Here is a 7,917-nt window from a genome sequence, read left to right as displayed (position 1 = left end):
TCGCGCAAGCTCAAGGTGCTCGTGTCGATCTTCGGCCGCGAGACGCCTGTCGAACTCGGCTTCAACCAGGTCGACAAGCTCTAAGTCTTCACCGCACGCCTCCAGCCGCGCGTATTCGCCTTCGATTAGGGGAAACGCGCGGCTCTGGCGTAAAGTGGTGCGAGTTGTTCAGCGGGTAGACGGCTATTGGCATGCCCGAAATGTGCCGTGGTAGCCACTCCCGAACACGTGTGTACAGCACGTGCCGTCAACGAGAAATCAGGAAGATATGCCTCCCAAGAAGAAGAAGGTCTCAGGCCTCATCAAGCTGCAGATCCAGGCCGGTGCGGCCAACCCCGCACCGCCGGTTGGCCCGGCACTCGGTGCCCATGGCGTCAACATCATGGAGTTCTGCAAGGCGTACAACGCCGCCACCGAGAACCAGCGCGGCAACGTCGTTCCCGTCGAGATCACGGTCTACGAGGACCGTTCGTTCGACTTCAAGCTCAAGACGCCCCCGGCCGCGAAGCTTCTGCTCAAGGCCGCAGGTGTCCAGAAGGGCTCCGGCACGCCGCACAGCTCCAAGGTCGGCAAGGTCTCCATGGATCAGGTGAAGGAAATCGCCCAGACCAAGATGGAAGATCTCAACGCCAACGACATCGATGCCGCCGCCAAGATCGTCGCCGGCACCGCACGGTCGATGGGCATCAGCGTCGACTAAATATGCCGGCGTCCGCCGTCATATGTGATTGAACAGAAATAGTGGGAGGGCGGCTCAGGCCCGTACCACTGCCCACCACCTCGGATCCCATCGGGAACCGGGCGAAGGAATGGATAGCAAATGAGCAAGAACAGCAAGGCTTTCAAGGCCGCTGCCGAAAAGGTCGACCGCGACAAGCTGTACACGCCTCTGGAGGCCATGGAACTGGCCAAGGACACCTCCTCGACCAAGACGGACGCCACCGTCGAGGTCGCCATGCGTCTTGGCGTCGACTCCCGTAAGGCTGATCAGATGGTCCGCGGTACCGTGAATCTTCCGCACGGCACCGGTAAGACCGCTCGTGTCATCGTGTTCGCCGCCGGCGAGAAGGCCAACGAGGCCCTCGCTGCCGGCGCGGACGAGGTTGGCGCCGAGGATCTGATCGAGAAGATTCAGGGCGGCTGGCTCGACTTCGACGCCGCGATCGCCACCCCGGACCAGATGGCCAAGGTCGGCCGCGTGGCCCGCGTGCTCGGCCCCCGTGGCCTCATGCCGAACCCGAAGACCGGCACCGTCACCATGGACGTGACGAAGGCCGTGAACGACATCAAGGGCGGCAAGGTCAACTTCCGCACCGACAAGGCGAACAACCTGCACCTCTTGGTTGGCAAGGCGTCCTTCTCGGCGAAGGCACTCACCGAGAACTACGCCGCCGTGATGGACGAGGTCATGCGCCTCAAGCCGTCCGCTGCGAAGGGGCGCTACATCAAGAAGATCTCCGTGTCGACGACGTTCGGCCCGGGTATCCCGGTCGACAACTCGATCACCTCGAAGATCGTCTCCGGCGAGGAAGCCGCAGAGTAAAGTTTCGACGCGCGGAATGTGGGATAGCCCACATTTCGTATGCCGACTCTCGAACCGCCCTCCGGCGCCTGCTTATGGCAGTGCGCGGAGGGCGGTTTGCTTTGTCTCGACAAGTTCCCTGCGTGCGGACTCGTTCCATGCCTTTTCTCCCATAAGCGTGCACTGAGCAAATTCAGCGCACTATAGGCGTGTTCGCCCATTTTCCTACTTTGGCTAGGGTGTCCTCGCTGAAGATAAGTTGCCCTTTCCTAAAAGTTTGTTAGCCTGGCCTGTGTTGCCGATGAACCTCATGGCCCGTGGTGGTCGTCGAATATGGTCCGGCACTCGAAGGCTCGGCGCACTTCGGCGCTGTGGGCCGACACATTTATCGGTGAGGAGACACCTGAATGCGAGTTGGATCGACGATCACTGCACGCCGCCCTGGAGCCATGTTCGCGGGATTCGCCGCAGCCGCACTCGTTCTTGCGGGCTGTTCCTCGGCTGAAGGGGCCGGCACTACGGATGGCGGTGACGACGTTGCCAATGAGGTCTCGGAGATCGAGATCGAGGACAACGAGGGCACCAAGACCGTCCCCTCGCCGCCGAACTCTGTGGTTGCTCTCGATAACCGCACCTTCGAAGCGTTGAACTCCTGGGGCGTCGAGCTGTCGGCCGCCGCACGTTCGCTCATGCCCGAAACCAACTCGATGGCGAACGACGAGTCGATCCCGGACGTCGGAAACCACCGCGAGCCGAACCTGGAGACCATCGTCGCCGCCGAGCCTGACGTGGTCATCAGCGGTCAGCGATTCACCGACTTCAACGACCAGATCGCCGAGCTCGTGCCCGATGCCACGCTCATCGATCTCGAGCCGCGCGAGGGCGAGGACTTCGACGAAGAGCTCAGGCGCCAGACGCTCACCCTCGGCGAGCTCTTCCAGAAGCAGGACGAGGCCCAGGCTCTCGTCGACGACTTCGACTCGTCCATCGAGAGAGTCGAGAAGGCCTACGACGAGGGGACCTCGGTCATGGCCGTGAACACGTCGGGCGGCAATATCAACTACCTCGCGCCCACGGTCGGCCGCACGCTCGGACCGGTCTTCGACATCTTTGACTTCAGCCCGGCGCTGGAGGTCGACGATGCCTCCGACGATCACCAGGGCGACGACATCTCCGTCGAGGCCATCGCGGACTCGAACCCGGACCTCATCCTCGTCATGGATCGTGACGCCGCCGTGGCGTCCGACGAAGACGGCTACACACCCGCGAACGCCCTGATCGAGAAATCGCCAGCGCTGCAGAACGTCGGGGCGGTCAAGGACGGCAACATCGTCATCATGCCCGAAGACACCTACACCAACGAGGGCATCCAGACCTACACCGAGTTCTTCAATTCCCTTGCAGACGCGCTCGAGTCCGGCAAGGGCGCCAGTTCCGACGACAACACAGAGAAGTAGTCCCTCGGGTGACCCGAGTTCCTCCGCTACGGCGATCACGCGCCACCGCACACAGCACGACCTGGGCGGTGGCGCCTGATCGCCGTCATACTTCCCGGCAAAACCCATTGCGCAAAGGGCGGGTGCAGCCATGACGACAACCACGCCCGAGACCCGACGCCGGGAACGCTCGAATGAAAAGCTTTTCGACTGGAAACTGCTTCTGGGCATCGCCGTCGTGGCAGGGCTGCTCGCAGTGTCACTGTTCACGGGGCAATACGACATCTTCGGCTCGGACGACGGGCGCGCGATGTTCGGAATCACCCGAATCCCGCGCACCATCGCTCTCGTGCTCGCCGGCGCGGCAATGGCGATGAGCGGGCTGGTGATGCAGCTGCTCACGCAGAACCGGTTCGTCGAACCCACGACCACCGGCACCACCGAATGGGCCGGGCTCGGCCTCATGCTCACGCTCATCTTTTTCCCCGGTGCGGGAGTTGGCGAGCGGATGGTCGGGGCGATTCTCGCGGCGTTCCTCGGTACCGCGATCTTTTTCCTGTTTCTCCGGCGGGTGACGCTGCGCTCGTCGCTCATCGTGCCGATCGTGGGAATCATGCTGGGCGCCGTGGTGAGCTCGGTGTCCACCTACATCGCCTTGCAGACAGACATGTTGCAGAACCTCGGCGTGTGGTTCGCAGGGAGCTTCACCTCCGTACTGCGCGGGCAATACGAGGCCCTGTGGCTCGTGCTCGTCGTCGTCATCGCGATTTTCGTGGTGTCCGACCGGTTCACGCTTGCGGGACTGGGCGAGGACATCGCCACCAACGTCGGGCTCAACTACAACCGCGTTGTGCTGCTCGGTACAGGGCTCATCGCGGTGGCAACGGGCGTGGTCACGGTGGTCGTGGGAAACCTGCCGTTCCTCGGGCTCATCGTGCCGAACATCGTCTCGCTGCTGCGCGGGGATGACCTGCGGTCGAACCTGCCGTGGGTCGCACTGCTGGGGGTCGGCATCGTGACCGTCTGCGATCTCGTGGGCCGGACCATCATCGCGCCATTCGAGGTGCCGGTGTCCCTGATCCTCGGGATCGTCGGCGCCGTCGTCTTCATCGCACTTCTGCTGAGGCAGCGTCGTCGTGGCTGAACCGAAGACGGCCGCGAGCACCGAGGCGGCGATCGCGACAGGCGCCGGACAGGACCGGGGCGGTAGGCGCAGCGCGAAGACATTTCCGGAACGCCGTAGCGCCCTGCGCTACTGGGCGATCGTCGCCGTCCTCGTCCTGGCGGCCGCCGGCTTCACCTATGGCCTACTCGCCTGGGGCAATCCGATGCCCCCGGGCTCGCGCGGATTCTGGCTCATCGCCGAGATGCGTATGGAGAACGTCATCGTCATGGCCGTGGTCGCGGTGTGTCAGGCGACGGCCACCGTCTCGTTTCAGACGGTGACAAACAACCGCATCATCACCCCGTCGATCATGGGCTTCGAGTCGCTCTACGTCGCGATACAAACCTCGGCGGTGTATTTCCTCGGCGTTGCCGGTCTCGTCGCGCTCCATGGCACCGGCCAGTTCGTTCTGCAGCTTGTTCTCATGGTGGGGCTGGCCACGTTGCTGTATGGCTGGCTGCTGTCCGGGCGCCTCGGCAACATCCAGATCATGCTGCTCATCGGCATCATCATCGGCGGCGGACTCGGTTCGATTTCGGCGTTCATGCAGCGGCTGCTGTCGCCCAGCGAGTTCGACGTGCTCGCGGCGCGGCTCTTCGGCAACATCTCCAACGCCGACGCGAGCTACTTACCGATCGCGATCCCACTGTGCCTGGCGGCCGCGGGCGTGCTGTGGCTCAGCTCGCGGCGGCTCAACGTGATCTCGCTCGGGCGGGACGTGGCCACCAACCTCGGCTACAACCATAAGCGCGAAATTCTCAAGGTCCTCGTGCTCGTATCGGTGCTCATGGCGGTATCGACGGCGCTCATCGGTCCGATGACCTTCCTCGGGTTCCTCGTCGCGACGCTGGCGTACCAATTCTCCGACTCCTTCGACCACCGCCTCATCTTCCCGGTCGCCGTGCTCACCTGTTACGTTGTGCTCACCGGCGCGTACTTCGTCATGAGACACGTGTTCTATGCGCAGGGCGTCGTGTCTATCATCATCGAGCTCGTCGGCGGGCTCGTGTTCCTCACCGTCATCTTGCGAAAGGGGCGACTGTGATATCGCTGTCCCAGGTTGCCAAGAACTACACCGACGAAGTCAGGATCGGCCCGCTGGATCTGGAGATCCCGAAGGGCGGGGTCACGGCGCTCGTCGGGCCGAACGGCGCCGGCAAGTCGACGATGCTCACGATGATCGGTCGCCTGCTGGGGATCGACGAGGGAGTCATCGAGGTTGCGGGCTTCGACGTCAGCACCACCAAGTCGCGGGACCTGGCGAAAGTGCTGTCGATCCTGCGGCAGGAGAACCACTTCATCACCCGGCTCACCGTGAGACAGCTCGTCGGGTTCGGCAGGTTCCCGTACACGAAGGGGCGAATCAACGCCGAAGACGAGAGGATCATCTCGCAGTCGATCGATTTCCTCGGACTCGGCGATCTCGAGAACCGGTATCTCGATCAGCTCTCGGGCGGGCAGCGCCAGCGCGCATACGTCGCGATGGTGCTTACCCAGGACACCGAGTACGTGCTGCTCGACGAGCCGCTGAACAATCTCGACATGCGGCACTCGGTGCAGATGATGAGACAGGTGCACCGGGCCGCCCATGAGCTTGGCCGAACGATCGTCGTCGTGCTCCACGACATCAACTTCGCCGGCCATTACGCGGACCGCATCTGCATCATGAAGGACGGGAAGGTCGCCGAGTTCGGCACACCCGCCGAGATCATGAACGGCGAGACACTCTCGCGCGTATTCGAAACGGATGTCGACGTGATCGACGGCCCGCGCGGACCGCTCGCCGTGTACTTCTGACCTGACGGCTCGCAGCTAGAAGGGCACCCGAATCGACAATGAGTGCGGCTGCACCTGCGCGACGAACTCGGTGACATCGCCGATGCCATCGCCGTCGATCTGGAAGCTCGCGGGCTTCTCCTGCACCCGGACCGAAATGCTCCGTGCCTGCTCGTGCACGAGAGTCTGCGCGTCCGCGCGGCGCTCGCGGCGGCGGCTCTTGCGGGCCTCGCCCTTATCGGTAGGGGCGGGCAGCTCGATCCCGGCCCATTCGGCCCAATGCTCGCGCCGGGCGCGCATCCGCGCATTGAACTGCTCGGACCACTTGCGTGCCGGCGGCACGCCCAGGCGCTCGAACAGCGTGTTCTGCACGAGAACGGCGTAGGCCAGGCGCAGCCAGCCGAAGATCCCCTTGGGACGCAGGGCGACCATATCGAGCTTGCCGTCGCTGACGAGCGCGCCCGGCATGAGCACCATCCCACCCTGCAACACGCCGCAATTGCCGACGAGGATCGTGCGGGCGTGCGCGTGGGTGAGCCCGCCGTCATCCAGCGAATAATCCGCCCGGATCCGGTGACCGGTGAAGACCGACCGCACGAACGTGGACACGTACGCCACCCAACCGACCTGGCTCTTGAGATCGTCGTCCGTGCCGGCGATCATGTCCGCGTCCATGCCGACACCCGCCATGACGAGGAATACCTCGCGGCGTTTCTCGCCCCGCGCGGAGGTGTAGTCCACCGTGCCGAGATCTATCGGGCGGATCGAGCCGCTCATCGCGACGGCGACGGCCGCGTCGAGCGAGTCGATGGGAATCTCGAGATTGCGCGCGAGCAGGTTGCCGGTGCCCAGCGGCACGATGCCCATGGGCACACCGGTGCCGTGCACGCCCGCGGCCACGGAACGGACGGTGCCGTCGCCGCCACAAGCGATGACAAGGCGGGCGCCGTCGGCAACCGCCTTCCGCGCCATCGACTCGCCCGGATCCTCGACCGTGGTCTCGATCCACTGCGACGGCCCCCACGCATGCTTGCGCTCGCGCTCGTCGACGACGCGGCGCAGCTTGACCAGGTCGACCTTGACGGGGTTGTACACCACCGCAGCATGGGCGCGCTGGGGCAGATCGTCCGCAGTCTCCCCACTATTTCCGGCAATACTCACTCCTATACCGTGCCATTTTCTCCGCACGCGCGGGGTGGGGAAGAACCCTCGGGGTTGTTCTGTCACCCGGAGCGTGCCCGGAGGGGTTCAAACGATTTGGAGTATGACGCCGGAGCGGGCTAACCTTCTAGACGAAGTTTGAACGCGCGTGCCCTGTACGCGCATTTGATCAAGTTTCACCGAAGACCGTTGGTCATATTCTCCGCACTCCGTGGAGGATATTGAAGGTCCGGGAACACCCGGCGGCCCACGCAGGAGATACGAAGGTCAGCAAAGAGTTCAGCTGTGCTTCGGGCGCCCAGAGCGCCGCGAGCCTTCCTTTGCGCCCCGTGCCTTTTGCGCCGGGGCGTTCGTCGTTTCCGGGCGCGGACGAGAAAGTAGGAAGGAGGCGAAAATGGCAAAACCCGAAAAGGTCTCCGCAGTTGCGGAGCTCAAGGAGCAGTTCGAGAACTCCGGCTCGGCGCTCATCACCGAGTACCGCGGACTGTCTGTTCCGCAGATCACGCAGCTCCGCAAGGATCTGGGCGATTCCGCGTCGTACACCGTCGCGAAGAACACGCTCGTCAAGCGTGCGGCGGACGAGGCGAACGTCGAGGGACTCGACGAACTGCTTTCCGGTCCCACCGCCATTGCGTTCGTCACCGGTGAGGTCGTCGAGGCCGCCAAGGCGCTCAAGAACTTCGCCAAGGACAACAAAGAGCTCGTGATCAAGGGCGGCATCATGGACGGCACGCCCGTCTCTGTCGCCGAGATCGAAAAGATCGCCGATCTCGAATCCCGCGAGGTGCTGCTTTCCAAGATGGCCGGCGCGCTCAAGGGCGGCCAGTCGAAGGCTGCCGGGCTGTTCAACGCCCCGG

General features: G+C 63.8%; 8 protein-coding genes and 1 pseudogene. 8 read left to right on the top strand and 1 reads right to left on the bottom strand.

Translation table 11 applies throughout. The features are described 5' to 3' along the window. From K8V11_RS01605 to K8V11_RS01575, 7 genes and pseudogenes are all read left to right on the top strand, one after another. A pseudogene (locus K8V11_RS01605) lies at window positions 1–84 on the top strand (transcription termination/antitermination factor NusG); the annotation flags it as partial. Window positions 85–268: 184 nt separating this feature from the next. Next, complete coding sequence (gene rplK / locus K8V11_RS01600; RefSeq protein WP_303910461.1) at window positions 269–700, top strand: 50S ribosomal protein L11; 432 nt, start codon at window positions 269–271, stop codon at window positions 698–700. Window positions 701–820: 120 nt separating this feature from the next. Beyond that, entirely contained in the window at window positions 821–1,543 is a 723-nt protein-coding gene (rplA, locus tag K8V11_RS01595) for a 50S ribosomal protein L1 (protein ID WP_303910460.1), read from the top strand. A gap of 386 nt (window positions 1,544–1,929) precedes the next feature. Beyond that, window positions 1,930–2,979: a siderophore ABC transporter substrate-binding protein gene (locus K8V11_RS01590; protein ID WP_303910459.1), complete on the top strand. Its 1,050-nt coding sequence runs from the start codon at window positions 1,930–1,932 to the stop codon at window positions 2,977–2,979. A gap of 130 nt (window positions 2,980–3,109) precedes the next feature. After that, window positions 3,110–4,102 (top strand): ABC transporter permease, encoded by a 993-nt coding sequence (locus tag K8V11_RS01585; RefSeq protein WP_303910458.1) that lies wholly within the window; start codon window positions 3,110–3,112, stop codon window positions 4,100–4,102. 103 nt (window positions 4,103–4,205) lie between these two features. Further along, complete coding sequence (locus K8V11_RS01580) at window positions 4,206–5,168, top strand: iron chelate uptake ABC transporter family permease subunit (protein WP_303910462.1); 963 nt, start codon at window positions 4,206–4,208, stop codon at window positions 5,166–5,168. Further along, complete coding sequence (locus K8V11_RS01575; RefSeq protein WP_303910457.1) at window positions 5,165–5,920, top strand: ABC transporter ATP-binding protein; 756 nt, start codon at window positions 5,165–5,167, stop codon at window positions 5,918–5,920. The genes K8V11_RS01580 and K8V11_RS01575 overlap by 4 nt, the downstream gene beginning before the upstream one ends. A 15-nt stretch (window positions 5,921–5,935) precedes the next feature. Here K8V11_RS01575 and K8V11_RS01570 read toward each other — a convergent pair whose 3' ends face one another. Beyond that, the gene (locus K8V11_RS01570) at window positions 5,936–7,060 is read right to left on the bottom strand and encodes a diacylglycerol kinase family protein (protein ID WP_303910456.1); all 1,125 of its coding nucleotides are present in this window, start codon (window positions 7,058–7,060) and stop codon (window positions 5,936–5,938) included. A gap of 394 nt (window positions 7,061–7,454) precedes the next feature. Between K8V11_RS01570 and rplJ the strand changes: the two genes are divergently transcribed. Then, a partial coding sequence (rplJ, locus tag K8V11_RS01565; protein ID WP_303910455.1) for a 50S ribosomal protein L10 occupies window positions 7,455–7,917 on the top strand: 463 nt, incomplete at its 3' end.

The sequence above is a fragment of the Dietzia timorensis genome (assembly GCF_020742175.1).
Classification (GTDB): domain Bacteria; phylum Actinomycetota; class Actinomycetes; order Mycobacteriales; family Mycobacteriaceae; genus Dietzia; species Dietzia timorensis_A.
The sequence above is the reverse complement of the archived record's forward strand: the minus strand, read 5'-3'. Positions and strand labels throughout refer to the sequence as shown.